Here is a 16,182-nt window from a genome sequence, read left to right as displayed (position 1 = left end):
CTACTGATGCACGGCGAGCTGGTAGGCCGTGTATTTACGAATATTGATCACGCCGGTATCGAAGATCAGGTATTGGCCCTTGATCCCCATCAGCGTGCCTTCGGCAATCGGGTTCTTGTCCAGGTTGAAGCTGACGATCTTGGTCGGATACTGCTCGATCGGGTAGCGGATTTCGATCGGTTCGATGTCGGTCACCGGTTGGATGGCCTGCAGGCCAAAGCGTTCCTGCAAACCGAGCATGCCTTCGGCACAGCTGGCGAACAGTTCGTCGCGCACCTGCGCAAGGTCGACGGCCTGGGCATCGCCCTTGAGCAGCGCGCGCCAGTTGGTCTTGTCGGCCACCTGGCTGCGGAACAGGTCTTCGACGAAGCCCGACTGCTGGCGCGTGGCAACGCGCATGATCGGCAGCGCCTGGCTGGCACCCTGGTCGAGCCAGCGGGTCGGCAGCTGGCTGGCGCGGGTGATGCCGACCTTGATCCCCGACGAGTTCGCCAGGTACACCACGTGGTCGGTCATGCAGAATTTTTCACCCCAGGCCGGATCGCGGCAGGTGCCGGCGTCGTAATGGCAGCGCTCGGGGCTCATGATGCACAGGTCGCACTGGGCCAGTTTGGTCATGCACGGGTAGCAGTAACCCTGGCTGAAACTGGTCTTGGTCTTGCGACCGCAATGGGTGCAATGGATCGCACCGAGGTATTCCAGGCGCACGGTAGTGCCGATCAATGGATTGACCGGCACCTCGGTATCGCCCAGGCGAAACGCGTATTGAACGGTCGGCTCACCCAACTGCGCCGACATCTTGCTGACTGCACCACGGCCAATCTCAATCAATGGATGGCATCCGACTTGAACAGGATGTTCGGCACCGGCGCCGACTTCGAGGCGCATTCCTGCGGGCCCATGTAGCCGGTGCGCTGGTCTTCCGGCAGGTTCTGCAGTTCCCAGGCGATCACCGCCTGCAACGACAGTTCACGCTGCTCGGCGGTGAGCTTGCGGCCATCGGACCATTTGCCGATTTCCACGGCGAGCTTGAGGCTCTCGTAGATGTCCGGGGTGATGTTTTCGATCATTTCGACAAAAGAGGACATAAGACTCTTCCTTAACTAAATAGGAGACATTTTGCGGCGGCTGTACAAGCCACCCAACAAACCGGTCAGGCAACCCATCACCAGGCCACCCACGTGGGCCGCGTTGGCGATTTCGCCGAAGCCGATCATCGAGACCAGGCCCGACAGGCACAGCACCAGCCACACCAGCATCATCACCAACACCCCGCGAGGCAGGCGATACACCGGATTCGGCGACACCCACTGATAGATCCAGCAATGCCCGAGCAAGCCATACAGCACGCCGGACAACCCGCCAAACAGGCCGGGACCACCAAAATAGTATTGAGCGTAGTTCGACACCAGGCTGAACAGCAGGGTCAGGCCCAGCAGGTTGATACTGCCCTGGCGCAACTCGATGCGTCGCCCCAGCTCCCAGTACCACATGCCGTTCATGGCCAGGTGCAGGATGCCGAAGTGGATCAACATCGGCGTGACCAGGCGCCACCACTGTCCCGACGCCAGGCTGTCGGTCAATGGCGTGAAACGGATGTACTCGCCTGCCACGCTGAACGGCAGGAAGGTCAGCCAGCTCATGGCTTGCAGGTTATCCCCCAGCAACGTAACGGCGCCGACGATGATACTCAGCAGCAACACCAACGCGGTCACCGGGCTGTGGCGAAGCTGCTGGGCAAACCCGGGACGCCTGGTCGACGTCGCCTGCTCGGGAATGTCCAGTTGCTGGTCCGGGTCACCGGCCGGAAAGCGCTGGTACAGGACCTTCACGTCTTCACTGATGGAGTCAGGCACCCACAGCACCTGCTCCCCGGCTTCTTCGCTGACGCGATGGGGCACTTGCATGCGTTGCAGAAGCTTGACGAAACCACTCAAATCCACCGCCAGCGGCAGGCGTAATACAGCAACGGTACTCATGAAATAACCTCAGGGCGCTCGACATCGACCCAAACAAATTTACGCGGGTCCAGGCGGGTTTCCTGATCCAGCCGGTACGCCACCAGCTTGCCGTACAGCACCGCGCTGTAGTCCAGGCAGGCCAGGTTCGGGCGGATCGGCGCCGGTTTGCCGCTGCGCCAGTAGTGGCCGACGAACAGCAATGGCTCGTCGACGCCGTAGCGCAGCAGGGAATTCTTTTCAGTGGACGACAGCGGCGTGGCGGCCACAGGTTCCGGCAGCGCATCGGGCTGGAACACGATATCGCCGTAGGTTTTCGGGTCGTCTTCCCAGAACTTGGTGCGGAAGAACGAACGCGTCAGGCCGTCGCCGCCGGTCAGGGTCAAGCCGTCCGGCAGGCGCATGTCGGTGCCGCGCAACAGGCGGTCGAAGGCATTGCTGGCGAAACTGCCGGGCACGGCGGCGGCTTGCAGGAAGTGTTCGTCGATGCAGCCATCCGGGAAATGCGCGCGCAGGGGCTCGATAAAGCCGTTGTCCCAGCAAGCGTGCACTACGCGGAATCGCCCGGCGTCGACAAACAGCGGCATGTCATAGAACCAGCCGAGGAAATCGTGCCAGTCTGCCGGGTGCTGTTCGAACTGGGTCAGGGTCTCGTGGATCAACCGCGCGTGGCGTGGCGTGTGCTCGCGCACAAACTGCTTGCCGCTGCCCGGGGCGGCGGGAGTGCTCCAGCCCAGCGCGTTGAACTCATGGTTGCCCATGATGCACAGCGCCTGGCCGGCCTCGGTCATGTCGTGGACGATATGCAGCGCCTCGCGAATGCGCGGGCCACGGTCGATGATATCGCCGAGGAACACGGCCATTCGCGACGGATGCCGCCAGGTACCGCCCTGCTTGTGGTAACCCAACCGGTCGAGCAAGTGCTCAAGGGTATGAGCGCAACCGTGCACGTCACCAATCAGGTCGTAGCTACGCGCGGGATCGAGCATCAGTCGCCTCCACCCCCCAAGCGGCTGCCCCAGCCCAGCTTGGTCCGGCACACTTCGTAGTAGTTGTGGTCCAGCGGGTGGATCAATCGCAACTTCTGTGCCTTTTTGCTCACGGTGATGGTGTCACCGGGGGCGCAGGTGAAATGGTTCTGCCCGTCGCAGGAGACTTGCGGGTAGATCTGCATGTCTTTTGACACCACGATTTTCAGCTCACTGTTGCCGTCGACCACGATAGGCCTGCTGGACAACATATGGGGATACATCGGCACGATCACAATGGCATCCAGCTTGGGATGCATGATCGGCCCACCGGCCGACAGCGCGTAGGCCGTGGACCCGGTCGGCGTGGCGACGATCAGGCCGTCGGCCTTCTGGCTGCACACGAACTGGCCGTCGATGTACAACTCGAACTCGATCATCCGCGTCGACTTGCCGGGGTGCAGCACCACATCGTTGAGGGCGTCGCCCTGGCCGATGGCTTCGCCGTGGCGGCGCACTTCGGCTTGCAGCAGGAAGCGGTTTTCCACCAGGTAATGGCCGTCCAGCACCTTGGCCACTTCGACTTCCAGCTCGTCGGGGCGAATATCGGTGAGGAACCCCAGGCTTCCGCGGTTGATCCCCAGCACCGGCACGTTATGCCGCGCCAGCGCCCGGGCGGCGCCCAGCAGGCTGCCGTCGCCGCCCACCACGATCACCATGTCGCAGACTTCACCGAGCATCTTGCGCGACGAGGTCTGCAGGCCATGGCCCGGGAGGATTTCAGCGATGGTGTCTTCGAGGATCACGTGCAGGTGGCGCTCGAGCAGAAACTTTTTCAGTCGGCGGACGGTGTCCAGCACCTGGGTACTGCCCAGGCGACCGATAATGCCGATATTGCGAAATTGCTCCATGGGGCTCCTGCGGGGTTCGGGTTCTGCAAAAAAGAACGATTATGGGCGAAAGCCGGCGTTACACAAAATCCTTTGTCGCCGCAAACCCCAGACGACAACGGTTCTCAGCCCCCTTCCCGGCTGTAAAAGGCTATGCTCGGACCATGACTCTGTTCCCTGATTTGCAGCACCTGCCCCGCCAACTGCGTCACCCCGAGGTGCGCGATCTCGCGTGGGTGATGCTCGCCCCGCCGATGCTCGCGCAAACGCCGTGGCCACAACGCCACCCGCTGACCGGCAGCGACTGGGTGCAGGCGCCGCATTTGCTGGAGCAGTGGCTGCGCCAGCTGGACCAGGACAGCAGTGCCTTGCTGCATTGGCTGAGCCAGGCACGCACCCGCCGGCTGGGGTTGTATTACGAACGGCTGTGGCAATTCGCCGTGCAACATGCGCCGGGCGTGGAGCTGCTGGCGGCCAACCTGCCGATCCGCCAGGCCGGGCATACCCTGGGCGAGCTGGACATGCTGCTGCGGGACCGTGACGGTGTGCATCATCTGGAACTGGCGATCAAACTCTACCTCGGGCCCCAGGACGGTAATGGCAGGGACACCGCGCAATGGCTCGGCCCCGGCTGTCATGACCGGCTCGACCGCAAGCTGGCCCACCTGGCCCAGCACCAACTGCCGATTTCCGCCCGGCCGGAGAGCCGCGAGGTCCTGGCCGCGCTGGATATCCAGGCTTTTGATGCCCATCTGTGGCTGGGCGGGTATCTGCTCTACCCATGGCCGGGCATGGCGCAGGCGCCGCAGGGCGCGCATCCCCAACACCTGAATGGCCGCTGGCTGCATCAGCGCGATTGGTCGAGGTTTATCGAGCAAAGCCCGGCAGGACGCTGGCAACCGCTGCCCCGCCACGCATGGCTGGCGCCGGCGCACTACCCGGCGAACGAGGCCTGGGACGCGGCCCGGATGCAGCACTGGCTAACCGAACTGGACCCCATGGCGCCCGCGCAGTTGCTGGTGCGCCTGGTGGAAAACAGCGAACGCGAATGGGAAGAAGCCGAACGGTTGTTTCTGGTGGCGGATCTTTGGCCGAACGTGCCGGCGCTTACAGGTTATCGATATGCCGATAGTCAATCTGTAACCCCATAGCCAGCTGCTTTGAACGGCCCAACCGAATCGGGCCGCGCTCGATGTCCACCAGCAAGCCCGGGCAGTCCAGCGGCGGCAGCCCTGCCACATCTTTCAGCCGTCCATCGGTGATCACCAGCAACCGCTGCTGCTCCACCGGGTAACGCTTGCGACGAGCCGCCAACCAGTGCCCCGCTTCGTTCAGCGCTGCCAACAATGGCGTGCCACCGCCTGCACCGAGGCCATCAAGCCAATGACCCAGCCCTTTTGCCGCCTTTAATCCCTGCACCTGCCACTTTGGCGATTGCCCGCTCGCGGTGAGCAACGCCATGCGCGCCCGCTGTCGATAGGCATCGTCGAACAGTTGGGCCAGTAATCCCTTGGCATCGCTAAGCGCCTGATGCCGCCGGGTGGAGGCCGAAGCATCGACAATCACCAGCCACAACTCATGGGGCGTACGGCTACGCAGTTGATACAACAAATCTTCGCGGCGTTGCGGCCGCCCGCCGAGCAAGGTGCCCGGCCAGTTGATCGAACCTTCGGCCGCGCTGCGCACCTGGCCGTGCCGGCCCTTGTTCAGTCGACCCGCCTTGGGCCGTGCATCCGCCCCCGCGTCAGGTTTGGGGCGGATGCCTAGGGCTTTTTTGGCCAGGTGGGCACATCACGGCGAGCACCTATCGGCAAGGCGGGTGCGGGCATGTCGCCCCATTGGCCCTGGCCTTCAGGTGCATCATTGGGCTTGGGTGATTGACCGCCAGCGGGCGGCGTTGCAGGCGGGGATTGCTCCTGACGACGATGGCGCAGGGCAAATTCCGCGACCGCTTCGATATCTTCTTCGCTGATAGCCGTCGCACCCCGCCAGGCCGCATGGGCACGTGCGCCACGCAGCCAGACCAGGTCGGCGCGCAAGCCATCGACGCCGGCGGCAAAGCAGCGCTCGGTAATCTGCGCCAGCGCCTGGTCATCCAACGGGATGCTCTCCAGCAATGCGCGAGCCCGGGTGCAGCGCTCACGCAACGCGGCCTGCCGGTCGGCCCATTGCCCGCAGAAACCCTGAGGGTCGCTGTCGAAATCCAGGCGGCGACGGATGATCTGCCCGCGTTCGGCCGGCTGGGTGTGCCCGCTCAGCGCCACGTTGAAACCAAACCGGTCGAGCAATTGCGGGCGCAACTCGCCCTCTTCCGGGTTCATGGTGCCGATCAGTACAAAACGCGCCGAATGCCGGTGGGAAATCCCGTCGCGCTCGACCAGGTTGGTGCCGCTGGCGGCCACGTCCAGCAGCAGGTCCACCAGGTGGTCGGGCAGCAGGTTGACTTCATCGACATAGAGCACGCCGCCGTCGGCCTTGGCCAGCACGCCGGGGGAAAACTGTGCGCGGCCCTCACTGAGTGCCGCGTCCAGATCGAGTGTGCCCACCAGCCGCTCTTCGGTGGCGCCCAACGGCAGCGTGACGAACTGGCCGCTGGCGAGCAGGTCCGCCAGGCCACGGGCCAGGGTGGACTTGGCCATGCCGCGCGGGCCTTCAATCAGCACGCCACCGATCTTCGGGTCGATGGCCGTCAGGCACAGGGCCAGTTTCAAGTCGTCGGCGCCGACCACAGCGGACAGCGGGAAATGTGGAATGTCGGTCATCAACTGCCTTCTTCTATATCCAACAACAGGTTTTCCAACGCCTCGCGGTACGCCCCAGGCTCCTGCCACATGCCGCGTTGCTGGGCTTCGAGCATGCGTTCGGTCATGTCCCGCAGGGCATCCGGGTTGTGCTGCTGCACAAAGGCGCGGGTGTCCGGGTCCAGCAAGTAGGCATCCGCCAGCAACGCGTATTGATGATCGTCGATCAACGCCGTCGTAGCGTCGAACGCGAACAGATTATCCACGGTGGCCGCCATCTCGAACGCGCCTTTGTAGCCGTGGCGCTTCACCCCTTCGGTCCACTTCGGGTTGGCCGCACGGGCACGAATCACCCGGTTCAACTCTTCCTTCAACGTGCGGATCTTCGGCAGGTCCGGCTGGCTGTGGTCACCATGATAGCTGGCGGCCTTGTCGCCGCTCAGGGTTTCCACGGCGGCGAGCATGCCGCCCTGGAATTGGTAGTAATCATTGGAGTCGAGCAGGTCATGCTCGCGGTTGTCCTGGTTTTGCAACACCGCCTGCACCTGGCTCAAACGCTGGGCAAACTGTTCGCGGGCGGCGGTGCCTTCGTCGGAGCCGCCATAGGCGTAGCCGCCCCAGTTCAGGTAAACCTCCGCCAGGTCTTCGCGGCTCTGCCACAAGCGCCCATCAATCGCGCCCTGCACGCCGGCACCATAGGCACCGGGCTTGGCACCGAAGATCCGCCAACCAGCCTGCTTCGCCGCCGCGTCCTCGTCCAGGCCCGACAGGCGCAAAGCCTCGCGCTCACTGCGCACCTTGGCCGCCAGAGGGTTCAGGTCGTCGGGTTCGTCCAGCGCCGCCACGGCTTGCACCGCCGCATCGAACAGGCGGATCAGGTTGGCGAACGCATCGCGGAAGAATCCCGACACGCGCAAGGTCACATCCACCCGTGGCCGGTCCAGCAGGCTGATGGGCAGGATTTCAAAGTCATCCACCCGCTGGCTGCCCGTGGCCCACACCGGGCGCACGCCCATCAGCGCCATGGCCTGGGCAATGTCGTCGCCGCCGGTGCGCATGGTGGCAGTGCCCCACACCGACAGGCCGAGTTGGCGCAAGTGGTCGCCATGATCCTGCAGGTGACGCTCAAGGATCAGGTTCGCCGACTGGAAGCCGATGCGCCAGGCAGTGGTGGTGGGCAGGTTGCGCACATCCACCGAGAAAAAGTTGCGACCGGTGGGCAACACGTCCAGGCGGCCCCGGCTCGGCGCGCCGCTGGGCCCGGCCGGGACGAAGCGCCCGTTCAAGGCATCCAGCAACCCGCGCATTTCCGCCGGGCCGCAGGCATCCAGGCGTGGCGCGACGACGATGCGCAAGCTCTCGATCACCGCCTTGACGTCTTCCCAGCCGGGCTCTTCAAGCTGCTCCACGGCACCTTCCAGCGCCTGCTCGATCAAGCGCGCGGCATACAGCTCCAGGCGTTCACGGGTGTCGCCGGCGGTGCGCCACAACTGCGTGTCGATCTTCTGCAGCACCAATGGCCGGCGCCCGGTCCACGGCTCGGCCAGGGCGCAGTCCAGCGGATCGAAGCCCAGGTCGAAGGCCTTGGCCAATACCCGCAGCAGGCTCGATTGCGGCCCGCGCCCATCGCCACGCGGAATACGCAACAACGCCAGCAAGGTGTCGATGCGCAAGCGGCCCTCGGGTGACTCGCCGAAAATGTGCAGGCCATCGCGAATCTGCGACTCCTTCAAGTCACACAGGTAGGTGTCCAGGCGCGGCAGCCAGATCGCCGCATCGGCGTCGCTGTCGAGATTTTCGTCCAGGGCCAGTTCCTGGTCGATGCGGGTTTCGCGCACCAGCTTGAGGATGTCCTTTTGCAGTTCGCGGGCACGCCGTGGGTCGAGCAGTTGTGCCTCGTAATACTCGTCGGCCAGCAACTCCAGGTCGCGCAACGGCCCATAGGTTTCGGCGCGGGTCAGCGGCGGCATCAGGTGGTCGATGATCACGGCCTGGGTGCGGCGCTTGGCCTGGGCGCCCTCGCCCGGGTCATTGACGATAAACGGGTAGATATTCGGCAGCGGCCCCAGTAGTGCGTCGGGCCAGCAGTTCTCGGAAAGCCCGACGCCCTTGCCCGGCAGCCATTCCAGGTTGCCGTGCTTGCCAACGTGGATCACGCCGTGGGCGCCGTAGGTGTGGCGCAACCAGAAGTAGAACGCCAGGTAGCCATGGGGCGGCACCAGGTCCGGGTCGTGATAGACCGCACTCGCGTCCACCTGGTAACCCCGGGCCGGCTGGATGCCGACGAAGGTCAGGCCCAAACGCAGGCCCGCGATCATCATGCGGCCGTCGCGGAACATCGGATCGCTATGAGGTGTACCCCAGCGTGCCAACACGGCCTGGCGATTGGACTCGGGCAAGCGGTTGAACATCGCCTCGTAGTCATCCAGCGCCAGGCTCTGATGACACGGACGCAAGTCGAGGCTGTCCAGGTCGTTGCTGACGCCGCCCAAGAGCGCCTGGATCAGTGCCGTTCCGCTTTCCGGCAGCTCGTCCGGCAGCGGATAACCTTGGATTTTCAGTGCCCGCAGGATATTCAGCGCGGCGGCTGGGGTGTCTAGACCCACGCCGTTGCCGATACGTCCGTCCCGGGTCGGGTAGTTGGCGAGGATCAGCGCGATACGCTTTTCGCCATTCGGCACGCGCGCCAGTTCGACCCAGCGCCGCGCCAGTTCGGCGACAAAGTCCATGCGCTCCGGCTGTGCGCGATAGCACACCACATCCGACTGGCTGCGCTCACTGCGCCAGGCCAGGTCCTTGAAGCTGATGGGCCGGCTGATGATGCGCCCGTCCAGTTCCGGCAACGCGATGTGCATCGCCAGGTCACGTGGGCCGAGGCCTTGCTCGCTGGCCTGCCAGCCGGGCTCGTTGTCCTGGGCGCAAATCGCCTGGATCACCGGAATATTGCGGCGAAACGGCCGCAGGTGCGGCGCTTCGGGGCTGGACTGGGCAAAACCGGTGGTGTTCAGAATCACCGAGGCGTGCACCTCGTCCAGCAAATCCTCGACCACGGTCAGGCAGCCGGGCTCTTTCAAACTGGCCACCGCCATCGGCAGCGGGTTGAGACCCGCGGCCTGCAAGCGCTGGCAAAAAACATCGATAAAGCCGGTGTTGGCCGCCTGCAAATGGGAGCGGTAGAACAGCACCGCCGCCACGGGAAAATCAGCTTGCCAGTCAGCCTGCCAATCGTTGAGACGGGCATTGGCTTTATGCGGATGATAAATCGCCGTGCGCGGCAGGGTTTGCGGCTCGCTCCAGGCGTAATCGCGGCCAAGGTAGCCGGCGGCCAGGCAACGATAGAAATCCAGCGCATTCCCCAAACCACCCTGGCGCAGGAAGTGCCAGAGCCGGTCACGTTCCTCGGCGCCCACGGTGCTGAGGCCACTGAGTTCCGGGTCCGGGCGATCATCCCCCGGCACCAGGATCAGCTGCACGCCGCGCTCGGCCAACTCCACCAGGCGCTCGATACCGTAGCGCCAATAACCGATGCCGCCGTGCAGCGAAATCAGGATGACCTTGGCGTGGCGCAGCACCTCATCCACATACAGGTCGACCGAAGCATGGTTCTGCACCTGCATCGGGTTGGCCAGGCGCAGGCTCGGGTAATCCTCGGGCAACTGCTGGGCCGCTTCGGCCAGCAGCGCCAGGCTGGAATCACCGCTGCACAGGATCACCAGCTCGGCGGGGGTTTGCCCAAGGTCGGCGATGTTGTCATCCGAAACGAAACCGCCGGGCTGGGTCCTGAGCAGATGCATGGTTTAAACGCTGAGGGCAGCGCGCAGTTGCGCTTCGAGCAACGCGGCGTCGAGTTCCTGGCCGATCAGCACCAGGTGCGTGGCGCGCGGCTCATCGGCGCGCCAGGCGCGGTCGAAGTGCTTGTCGAAACGCGTGCCCACGCCCTGGATCAGCAGGCGCATCGGCTTGTTCGGGATCGCCGCGAAGCCCTTGACCCGCAGGATGCCGTGCTTGACCACCAGTTGGGTCAGGGCGTCCAGCAGCAGGCTTTCGTCGGCCTGAGGCAGTTCGATGGAGATGGAGTCGAAGGCATCGTGGTCGTGGTCGTCCTCACCTTCGTGATGATGATCGTGATGGCTGTGGCGGCCGTCGATGTGTTCTTCCGAGCCCGCGCCCAGGCCGATCAATACGTCCAGCGGCAGGCGACCGCTGCTGGCTTCGATGATTTTGACCGCCGGCGGCAGTTCTTCTGCCACTTCCAGGCGCACACGGGCCAGGTCTTCAGGGCTGATCAGGTCGGACTTGTTGAGGATCACCAGGTCGGCGCTGGCCAGTTGGTCAGCGAACAGCTCGTGCAGGGGGGATTCGTGGTCCAGGTTCGGGTCGAGCTTGCGCTGGGCGTCAACCTGGTCCGGGAAGGCGGCGAACGTGCCGGCGGCCACGGCTGGGCTGTCGACCACGGTGATCACGGCGTCAACGGTGCAGGCGCTGCGGATTTCCGGCCACTGGAACGCCTGGACCAAGGGTTTTGGCAGGGCCAGGCCCGAGGTTTCGATGAGGATATGGTCGAGGTCGCCGCGACGGGCCACCAGTTCGCGCATCACCGGGAAGAACTCTTCCTGGACCGTGCAGCACAGGCAGCCATTGGCCAATTCGTAGACGCGGCCGTTCGCCTCTTCTTCGGTACAGCCGATGGAGCATTGCTTGAGGATTTCACCGTCAATGCCCAGCTCGCCGAACTCGTTGACGATCACCGCGATGCGGCGCCCCTGGGCGTTATCCAGCATGTGGCGCAGCAAGGTGGTCTTGCCCGAGCCGAGGAAGCCGGTAACGATGGTGACGGGGAGTTTGGCCAGTGTTTTCATCGGATGCCCTTTGGGGCGGGCATACGGGACGAGTGGCCCTGCGCAGGTGCGCAGAAGCAGAATTCGCCACCGGATCACCCCGCCCGGTTGAAGTAGAAAATCGGTTGCGAGGCAGGTCTCCTGGCTTGGGGCTTGCCGGCGGTGATGCCGGCGCTGGCTGCGCCTTCCCGCCTTGTTCAGGCAGTGGCGTGGCAGTCAGATAAACCCTTTACAGTTGCGGGGGCAGCCGCGGCATTGACCGCGTTCCCTTCTTAGCTTCGGCCTGGGCCGAAGAACCTCGAAGGTGCAAGGCTACGCAGTGCGCGGGGACGGGTCAATGTCCGAGCGTTTGGCACTAAGCAGCGCCAGGCGCTCCAGCATGCCTTCGCTCGCCGCCGGACCGGCCTGGACGCTGCATTGCTCGACGGACACGCGTGCACCGTCGGCGTCCACCACCGCCACTTCCACCGGGCGCCGGGTTTTCCGGTCGACCAATTGCAGACTTTCACCTTCGTTGGCGAAATGGCGGTTGCCCCAGCCGATGAACGCCATGATCACCACCCGGAAATCCTCGCCAACCGGCGTCGGTACGTACTCGAAACGGGGCGGCCGCTCGCTGTATTGCCGGCGCTCCAGCAGCCCCGCTTCCACCAGGCTGTTGAGCCGGCGGGTGAGCATGTTCGGAGCGATTCCCAGGCTCTGGGAAAACTCGTCAAAACGCCGCAAACCTTGCAGCGCGTCGCGCATGATCAGGATGCTCCACCACTCGCCTACCCGTTCCACTCCACGGGCTACCGGGCATTCGGCATTCACCAGCGACTTACGTTGCATTGCAGTTCCTCTTTGGGGCGGCTACGGAAATTTCAGCTATCGGATGTTACTTTCATAATGATAGTTTCGTCCATGCATTGCTACCAACCTGAAATTTGCGGAGCTAAGCGATCATGAGTAAGCGAATTGTTGTGACCGGCATGGGTGCAGTGACACCGCTGGCAACCGGCGTGGAACAGACCTGGAAGCGCCTGCTGGCCGGTGAATCCGGGATTCGCAGGCTACCCGAGGCATTGATCGGCGACCTGGCAATCAGCATCGGCGGCCAAGTGTTGGACCGCATCCAGGACCCTGAAGCCGGCTTTGACCCGGACACTGTCATCCCGGCCAAGGAACAACGCAAGATGGACCGGTTCATCGTGTTTGCCCTGGCCGCCGCGCAAGAGGCCCTGGCCCAGGCTGGCTGGAGTCCGCAGACGCCATCGCAGCAGGAACGTACCGCGACAATCATCGCCTCCGGCGTGGGTGGTTTTCCCGCGATTGCCGAGGCCGTTCGTACGGCTGACAGCAAAGGGCCTCGCCGCCTGTCGCCGTTCACGATCCCGTCATTCCTCGGCAACATGGCGGCCGGGCACGTGTCGATCCAGCATCAACTGAAAGGTCCGCTGGGCTCCCCCGTCACTGCCTGCGCCGCCGGCGTACAGGCGATTGGTGATGCTGCGCGAATGATCCGTGCCGGCGAAATCGACATCGCCGTGTGTGGCGGCGCCGAAGCCTGCATCCACCGGGTCAGCCTCGGCGGTTTCGCGGCGGCGCGTGCGCTGTCGAGCGATTACAACGACACGCCGGCATTGGCCTCCCGCCCGTTCGATCAAGGCCGCGACGGGTTTGTGATGGGCGAAGGTGCCGGGCTGTTGGTGATCGAGGAACTGGAGCATGCATTGGCTCGCGGGGCGACGCCTATTGCAGAGCTGGTGGGCTACGGCACCAGCGCCGACGCCTATCACATGACCTCGGGCCCGGAAGATGGCTCGGGTGCACGCAGGGCAATGGAACTGGCGATCGCGCAGGCAGGGATCAGCGCCGCACAGATCCAGCACTTGAACGCCCATGCCACGTCGACCCCCGTAGGCGACAACGGCGAACTGGCAGCGATCAATACGCTGTTCGGTGCAAATGCCAGCGTCGCGATCAGCGCCACCAAGTCGGCGACCGGCCATCTGTTGGGCGCCGCGGGCGGGATCGAGGCGATCTTCACCGTGCTCGCCCTGCGCGACCAGATTGCCCCGGCGACCCTCAACCTGGACAACCCGGACCCCGCTGCCGAAGGACTGGATATGGTCCGGGGCCAAGCTCGGTCGTTGCCGATTGAATACGCGATTTCCAATGGGTTTGGATTCGGCGGCGTGAATGCCAGCGTGCTGTTCAAACGCTGGCAATAACCCGGCGATTTGACGCCCATCGCCCGCCCATGCTCTCCTACACATCTTGTTTCGGGTGCCCTTCACAGGGTGAAACGGGAAACCGGTGAGTCATGTTCCTTTACTCAAGGGCGTAACGAGTCCGGTGCTGCCCCCGCAACGGTAAGCGAGTGAAGCATCAAAACCACTGTGCCTCTACGGCATGGGAAGGTGATGCTTTCAAGGCCCAGGCCCCTCGCAAGCCCGGAGACCGGCCCGAAAAAATCAGATAACAAACCCGCGGTGGGCGGGCGCTGTTCAGAACCCTGCGTGCCTGGCTCGCGGGGTTTTCATGCGCTCGTGTCACCCTGAAACCCTGAAGGGACGCGCCATGTCGATCATCAGCAGCACCGCCTCTACCGCCAGCACCACCGCCACCCTGAGCCAACGCCTGACTGCCGCCATAGGCGCGTCGATCCTCGGCGCGTGCCTGGTGTATTTCGCCGGTTTCTCGCACATCGAAGCGGTGCACAACGCCGCCCACGATACCCGCCACAGCGCTGCGTTCCCGTGCCACTGAGACCTGCCGACATGATCAAGCGTATTGCCCAAACCGCAGGTTTCACCGGCCTCCTGGCCGCCTTGCTGCTGACCTTGCTGCAAAGCTTCTGGGTTGCCCCGCTGATCCTGCAGGCGGAAACCTTCGAAAACGCCCCGGCCGCGACCGAGGTGCATGAACATGCCGATGCCACGGCCCACACCCACGACGCTGAAGCCTGGGAGCCGGAAGATGGCTGGCAGCGTGTGCTGTCGACTACGGGCGGTAACCTGGTGGTCGCCGTAGGTTTTGCCCTGATGCTTGCCGGCCTGTACACCCTGCGTGCACCGACCCGTACGGCCCAAGGCCTGCTATGGGGCCTGGCCGGTTACGCCACCTTTGTGTTGGCGCCGACCCTGGGCTTGCCGCCTGAATTGCCGGGGACTGCGGCGGCAGACCTGGCGCAACGGCAAATCTGGTGGATCGGCACTGCCGCTTCGACCGCTGCCGGTATCGCGCTGATCGTGTTCGGTCGTAACTGGCTGCTGAAAATCCTGGGCGTGGCGATCCTGGCTGTGCCCCATGTGATTGGCGCACCACAGCCGGAAGTCCACTCGATGCTGGCGCCGGAGGCTCTGGAAGCTCAATTCAAGATCGCCTCGCAGTTGACCAACGTTGCCTTCTGGCTGGCGCTGGGCTTGATCAGTGCCTGGCTGTTTCGCCGTAACCGTGATGGTCAGTATTCGGCATGATCCTGGCGGTTGGCCTGGGGTGTCAGCGGGGTTGTTCTGTCGACATCCTGCGTGAACTGTTCAACGCCGCCCTCGCCGAGGGTGGCATTGAGCGTCAGCGCATCACTGCGCTGGCCAGCCTTGATCTCAAGCAGGATGAGCCGGGGCTACTTGAGTTGGCAGAGATTCTGGAGCTGCCTTTGGTGGTTTTCAGTGCGGCGCAATTGGCGCCCTATGAAGATCGATTGAGCCATAAGTCGGAGACGGTTTTTGCTTATACCGGTTGCTACGGCATCGCGGAAAGTGCGGCCCTGGCACTGGCAGAACAGCTGTCTCAAAGCCCTGCCACCCTGCTGATCACCCGCAAAAAAACCGCCCAGGCCACCTTTGCATTGGCTTGCGCCGGCTGAATTCCCGATAATCGTCAGCCTCGATCATGAGCAATCTTCATCTGGAAGGCTGCTCGCGTGCTTTTTTTCACAGGAATGAATCCATGACTGTCTTTTTCATCGGCGCAGGCCCAGGCGATCCGGAATTGATCACGGTCAAGGGGCAGCGGCTGATTCGCAGTTGCCCGGTGATCATCTATGCCGGTTCGCTGGTGCCGGCGGCGGTGCTTGAAGGGCATCAGGCGGAGCTGGTGGTTAACAGTGCGGAGTTGCATCTGGAGCAGATCATTGGGCTGATCAAGACGGCCCATGAGAAAGGCCAGGATGTGGCGCGGGTGCATTCCGGGGATCCGAGTTTGTACGGGGCGATTGGGGAGCAGATTCGGCTTTTGCGGGAGCTTGGGATTGGGTTTCAGATCATTCCCGGAGTGACGGCGGTGGCGGCTTGTGCGGCGTTGTTGGAGGCTGAGCTGACATTGCCGGACATTGCACAGAGTGTGATTTTGACGCGGTATGCGGATAAGACGGCGATGCCTGAGGGTGAGGTGTTCAGTAGCCTGGCGCAGCATGGGACGACCATGGCGATTCACCTGGGGGTGAATCATCTGGAGAAGATCGTGGCTGAGTTGGTGCCTCACTATGGGGAGGATTGTCCGATTGCGGTGGTGCATCGGGCGACCTGGCCGGATCAGGATTGGGCCATTGGTACGCTGGCGGATATTGCCGGGAAGGTGGCAGCCAAGGGGTTTCGGCGTACGGCGTTGATTCTGGTGGGTCGGGTTTTGGCCAGTGACAGTTTTGGTGAGTCGTCGTTGTATCGTGCGGGGCATGCGCATTTGTATCGGCCCTGAGGGGGATGGGGTACATATCCGTTATTTAGGTAACGGCGGCTTATGGTTCCGCTCTTACAGCGGCTCACTTTTGAACAGCGCAAAAGTAAGCAAAACGCTCTTGCCCC

Annotated in this window: 16 protein-coding genes and 2 riboswitches; of the genes, 6 read left to right on the top strand and 10 right to left on the bottom strand. The window is 63.5% G+C overall.

Annotated features, from left to right (window positions below):
* The 5 genes from HX821_RS30060 to HX821_RS30040 are packed head-to-tail and all read right to left on the bottom strand — an operon-like array spanning position 1 to position 3,837.
* A complete protein-coding gene (locus HX821_RS30060; RefSeq protein WP_003217902.1) occupies positions 1-831 on the bottom strand; it encodes a DUF2797 domain-containing protein in 831 nt (276 codons plus the stop codon).
* Positions 828-1,088: a YeaC family protein gene (locus HX821_RS30055; RefSeq protein ID WP_003217900.1), complete on the bottom strand. Its 261-nt coding sequence runs from the start codon at positions 1,086-1,088 to the stop codon at positions 828-830. Before HX821_RS30055 ends, HX821_RS30060 begins: the two co-directional genes overlap by 4 nt.
* Positions 1,089-1,103: 15 nt before the next feature.
* On the bottom strand, positions 1,104-1,979 hold the full coding sequence (locus HX821_RS30050; RefSeq protein WP_008431996.1) for a rhomboid family intramembrane serine protease: 876 nt from the start codon (positions 1,977-1,979) through the stop codon (positions 1,104-1,106).
* Positions 1,976-2,950: a metallophosphoesterase gene (locus tag HX821_RS30045; RefSeq protein ID WP_161635726.1), complete on the bottom strand. Its 975-nt coding sequence runs from the start codon at positions 2,948-2,950 to the stop codon at positions 1,976-1,978. The genes HX821_RS30050 and HX821_RS30045 overlap by 4 nt, the downstream gene beginning before the upstream one ends.
* Positions 2,947-3,837: an NAD(+) kinase gene (locus tag HX821_RS30040; protein ID WP_003217892.1), complete on the bottom strand. Its 891-nt coding sequence runs from the start codon at positions 3,835-3,837 to the stop codon at positions 2,947-2,949. Before HX821_RS30040 ends, HX821_RS30045 begins: the two co-directional genes overlap by 4 nt.
* Before the next feature lie 143 nt (positions 3,838-3,980).
* Between HX821_RS30040 and HX821_RS30035 the strand changes: the two genes are divergently transcribed.
* Positions 3,981-4,967, top strand: a complete 987-nt coding sequence (locus HX821_RS30035) for a DUF1853 family protein (RefSeq protein WP_177037249.1) — start codon at positions 3,981-3,983, stop codon at positions 4,965-4,967.
* Here the strand turns inward: HX821_RS30035 and HX821_RS30030 are convergent.
* The 5 genes from HX821_RS30030 to HX821_RS30010 all read right to left on the bottom strand — a co-directional run bounded on the left by HX821_RS30030 (position 4,924) and on the right by HX821_RS30010 (position 12,226).
* On the bottom strand, positions 4,924-5,526 hold the full coding sequence (locus HX821_RS30030) for a VWA domain-containing protein (protein WP_177037275.1): 603 nt from the start codon (positions 5,524-5,526) through the stop codon (positions 4,924-4,926). The two genes, HX821_RS30035 and HX821_RS30030, sit on opposite strands and share 44 nt — an antisense overlap.
* A gap of 53 nt (positions 5,527-5,579) precedes the next feature.
* Positions 5,580-6,578 (bottom strand): ATP-binding protein, encoded by a 999-nt coding sequence (locus tag HX821_RS30025; protein WP_177037247.1) that lies wholly within the window; start codon positions 6,576-6,578, stop codon positions 5,580-5,582.
* Positions 6,578-10,351, bottom strand: coding sequence for a cobaltochelatase subunit CobN (gene cobN, locus HX821_RS30020; RefSeq protein ID WP_177037245.1), 3,774 nt, complete (start codon positions 10,349-10,351; stop codon positions 6,578-6,580). Before cobN ends, HX821_RS30025 begins: the two co-directional genes overlap by 1 nt.
* 3 nt (positions 10,352-10,354) lie before the next feature.
* Positions 10,355-11,416: a cobalamin biosynthesis protein CobW gene (gene cobW, locus HX821_RS30015; protein ID WP_003217887.1), complete on the bottom strand. Its 1,062-nt coding sequence runs from the start codon at positions 11,414-11,416 to the stop codon at positions 10,355-10,357.
* Between the two features lie 92 nt (positions 11,417-11,508).
* A riboswitch (cobalamin riboswitch) is annotated at positions 11,509-11,711 on the bottom strand.
* Positions 11,708-12,226 (bottom strand): helix-turn-helix domain-containing protein, encoded by a 519-nt coding sequence (locus tag HX821_RS30010; RefSeq protein WP_177009805.1) that lies wholly within the window; start codon positions 12,224-12,226, stop codon positions 11,708-11,710. It overlaps the preceding riboswitch by 4 nt.
* Positions 12,227-12,339: 113 nt before the next feature.
* On the opposite strand from HX821_RS30010, the gene fabF reads away from it, so the two are divergent.
* The 5 genes from fabF to cobM all read left to right on the top strand — a co-directional run bounded on the left by fabF (position 12,340) and on the right by cobM (position 16,075).
* Entirely contained in the window at positions 12,340-13,608 is a 1,269-nt protein-coding gene (gene fabF / locus HX821_RS30005; protein ID WP_177021151.1) for a beta-ketoacyl-ACP synthase II, read from the top strand.
* 36 nt (positions 13,609-13,644) lie between these two features.
* Positions 13,645-13,861: riboswitch (cobalamin riboswitch) on the top strand.
* Between the two features lie 96 nt (positions 13,862-13,957).
* Positions 13,958-14,146, top strand: a complete 189-nt coding sequence (locus HX821_RS30000; RefSeq protein ID WP_003217883.1) for a CbtB-domain containing protein — start codon at positions 13,958-13,960, stop codon at positions 14,144-14,146.
* Positions 14,147-14,157: 11 nt separating this feature from the next.
* Complete coding sequence (locus tag HX821_RS29995; RefSeq protein WP_087694356.1) at positions 14,158-14,856, top strand: CbtA family protein; 699 nt, start codon at positions 14,158-14,160, stop codon at positions 14,854-14,856.
* On the top strand, positions 14,853-15,245 hold the full coding sequence (locus HX821_RS29990; RefSeq protein ID WP_177037243.1) for a cobalamin biosynthesis protein: 393 nt from the start codon (positions 14,853-14,855) through the stop codon (positions 15,243-15,245). Before HX821_RS29995 ends, HX821_RS29990 begins: the two co-directional genes overlap by 4 nt.
* Positions 15,246-15,328: 83 nt before the next feature.
* On the top strand, positions 15,329-16,075 hold the full coding sequence (gene cobM, locus HX821_RS29985) for a precorrin-4 C(11)-methyltransferase (RefSeq protein ID WP_008431975.1): 747 nt from the start codon (positions 15,329-15,331) through the stop codon (positions 16,073-16,075).
* The last annotated feature ends 107 nt before the right edge of the window (positions 16,076-16,182 follow it).

Origin of the sequence: Pseudomonas sp. B6001 (genome assembly GCF_013386015.1) — a bacterium.
GTDB lineage: Bacteria > Pseudomonadota > Gammaproteobacteria > Pseudomonadales > Pseudomonadaceae > Aquipseudomonas.
This window is presented reverse-complemented; position numbering and strand designations above follow the sequence as displayed.

What these genes read in the sequence shown, in the direction of transcription:
- HX821_RS30040 (WP_003217892.1), bottom strand. Translation starts at nt 3,837, where the DNA reads ATGGAGCAATTTCGCAATATCGGCATTATCGGTCGCCTGGGCAGTACC.
- HX821_RS30035 (WP_177037249.1), top strand. Translation starts at nt 3,981, where the DNA reads ATGACTCTGTTCCCTGATTTGCAGCACCTGCCCCGCCAACTGCGTCAC.
- cobW (WP_003217887.1), bottom strand. Translation starts at nt 11,416, where the DNA reads ATGAAAACACTGGCCAAACTCCCCGTCACCATCGTTACCGGCTTCCTC.
- HX821_RS30055 (WP_003217900.1), bottom strand. Translation starts at nt 1,088, where the DNA reads ATGTCCTCTTTTGTCGAAATGATCGAAAACATCACCCCGGACATCTAC.
- HX821_RS29995 (WP_087694356.1), top strand. Translation starts at nt 14,158, where the DNA reads ATGATCAAGCGTATTGCCCAAACCGCAGGTTTCACCGGCCTCCTGGCC.
- HX821_RS30000 (WP_003217883.1), top strand. Translation starts at nt 13,958, where the DNA reads ATGTCGATCATCAGCAGCACCGCCTCTACCGCCAGCACCACCGCCACC.
- HX821_RS30025 (WP_177037247.1), bottom strand. Translation starts at nt 6,578, where the DNA reads ATGACCGACATTCCACATTTCCCGCTGTCCGCTGTGGTCGGCGCCGAC.
- cobM (WP_008431975.1), top strand. Translation starts at nt 15,329, where the DNA reads ATGACTGTCTTTTTCATCGGCGCAGGCCCAGGCGATCCGGAATTGATC.
- HX821_RS29990 (WP_177037243.1), top strand. Translation starts at nt 14,853, where the DNA reads ATGATCCTGGCGGTTGGCCTGGGGTGTCAGCGGGGTTGTTCTGTCGAC.
- HX821_RS30050 (WP_008431996.1), bottom strand. Translation starts at nt 1,979, where the DNA reads ATGAGTACCGTTGCTGTATTACGCCTGCCGCTGGCGGTGGATTTGAGT.
- cobN (WP_177037245.1), bottom strand. Translation starts at nt 10,351, where the DNA reads ATGCATCTGCTCAGGACCCAGCCCGGCGGTTTCGTTTCGGATGACAAC.
- fabF (WP_177021151.1), top strand. Translation starts at nt 12,340, where the DNA reads ATGAGTAAGCGAATTGTTGTGACCGGCATGGGTGCAGTGACACCGCTG.
- HX821_RS30010 (WP_177009805.1), bottom strand. Translation starts at nt 12,226, where the DNA reads ATGCAACGTAAGTCGCTGGTGAATGCCGAATGCCCGGTAGCCCGTGGA.